Origin of the sequence: Phaeobacter sp. B1627 (genome assembly GCF_006265095.1) — a bacterium.
Lineage (GTDB): Bacteria > Pseudomonadota > Alphaproteobacteria > Rhodobacterales > Rhodobacteraceae > Epibacterium.
Genome location: NZ_VCNK01000094.1, coordinates 1 through 1,302, shown reverse-complemented (window position 1 = coordinate 1,302; position 1,302 = coordinate 1). Strand labels below are relative to the sequence as shown.

The following is a 1,302-nucleotide window of genomic DNA, read 5'->3' as shown; positions in this document are numbered from 1 at the left end:
TGATTACAACAGGGGCAATGACAGCCTGACCTTCACAAACATCGGTGTTGACGATCTAACACTTGGCCGGGACGGCAATAACCTGGTTGTTTCTCTGAACAATGGAGAAGAAATTACCATCAATCATCAGCTCGACGAGAACACCCGCCATTCAATCGATGCATTTGTGTTCGATGATGGAACAACCTGGGACCAACAGGCGATCCGCAATCGGATGGTCGCCGACCAGAAAGCAACTGGAACCGTCGTCGGCACAGACAATAATGAAAACTATACTCACAGCTTGGGAGACGGCTCTTACAGTGTCACCGATTATGACTACCACACTGGAAATGACACGTTCCAGTTTGTGGATGTCAGCTCGACAGATATCCTGGTCCAGCGCCTGCAATCTGACCCTAACGACGTCGTCATGACACTGGCCAACAACGAACAAATCACCTTCCTGGACCAGCTTCATTCCAGCAATGACTACGGCATCGAAAGCTTTGAATTTGCCGATGGTGTGACTTGGAACCGCAACGATCTTTCATCCGCACCAATCGTCGAGGATGAGTTTGTGTTCGTGTAGGTCTCCCGACGACCAAATAGGCTGTGCGGTGAGGGATTTGTACTTCGCAGCCCATGCGTCGGCGTTTTCTGTGTGTCTAGACGACACTCGTCACTGGCCCAGAGGCGGCATTTCCGGCTTCTGGTCGAACAGGATCACCCGCCCGTCGTCAGTATCAGGATCGCTGACCAGCACGAACGGCACATCCGCTCCGCCTTTCTCATAGAGGCAACGGTACTTCGTCTGACCGTCTAACGGATCGCGTACCTGATCGTATCGGTAGCTATGCTCGATGCCCGCACGCGTCACCAACGATAGCGGCTCTCCGTCCAGCAGGATCGTTTCGCCCACGTTGAACACTTCATGCATCTTATATTTCTCCTCTCCTCGTTTCAGACAATGATTATCAGTGACTGAGGCCTGGATCACGGTCGATATCCCTATCCTTCTCGACCTCCTGATCCTTTTCCAGATCGCGCTCGTCCTCGATCTCCAGCTTCTCACGCGGCTTGCTCAACACATCCTTCAGCCGCTCGTTCACGGACGGCTTGCCTGCCTCGCGCCCGGTGTCCTCGCCAAGCTCCGGATCGCTATGGCCGTCCAGCTTGTGAACCGCCGCCTGGCCGTCTCGGCCCGCGTCCTTCTCCATGATCTCTTTCAGCCGCTCGCGCGCGTAATTGCGCAGCTCCGGCTTCGGCGCGTCGTCCCGTTCCTCTGATCGTCCGACAACCTGAGCCGCCCCAATTGAGTGG

Annotated in this window: 2 protein-coding genes and 1 pseudogene; 1 reads left to right on the top strand and 2 read right to left on the bottom strand. The window is 54.9% G+C overall.

All coding sequences use genetic code 11. From position 1 onward, the window contains the following. Positions 1-571, top strand: a 571-nt coding sequence (locus tag FGE21_RS19805) for a calcium-binding protein (RefSeq protein WP_139665115.1), incomplete at its 5' end; no start/stop codon positions are given. Between the two features lie 90 nt (positions 572-661). On the opposite strand, the gene FGE21_RS19800 is transcribed toward FGE21_RS19805, so the two are convergent. After that, the gene (locus FGE21_RS19800; protein ID WP_139665114.1) at positions 662-919 is read right to left on the bottom strand and encodes a hypothetical protein; all 258 of its coding nucleotides are present in this window, start codon (positions 917-919) and stop codon (positions 662-664) included. A 37-nt stretch (positions 920-956) separates the two neighbouring features. After that, positions 957-1,302 (bottom strand): annotated as a pseudogene (locus tag FGE21_RS19795) (molybdopterin-guanine dinucleotide biosynthesis protein MobA); the annotation flags it as partial.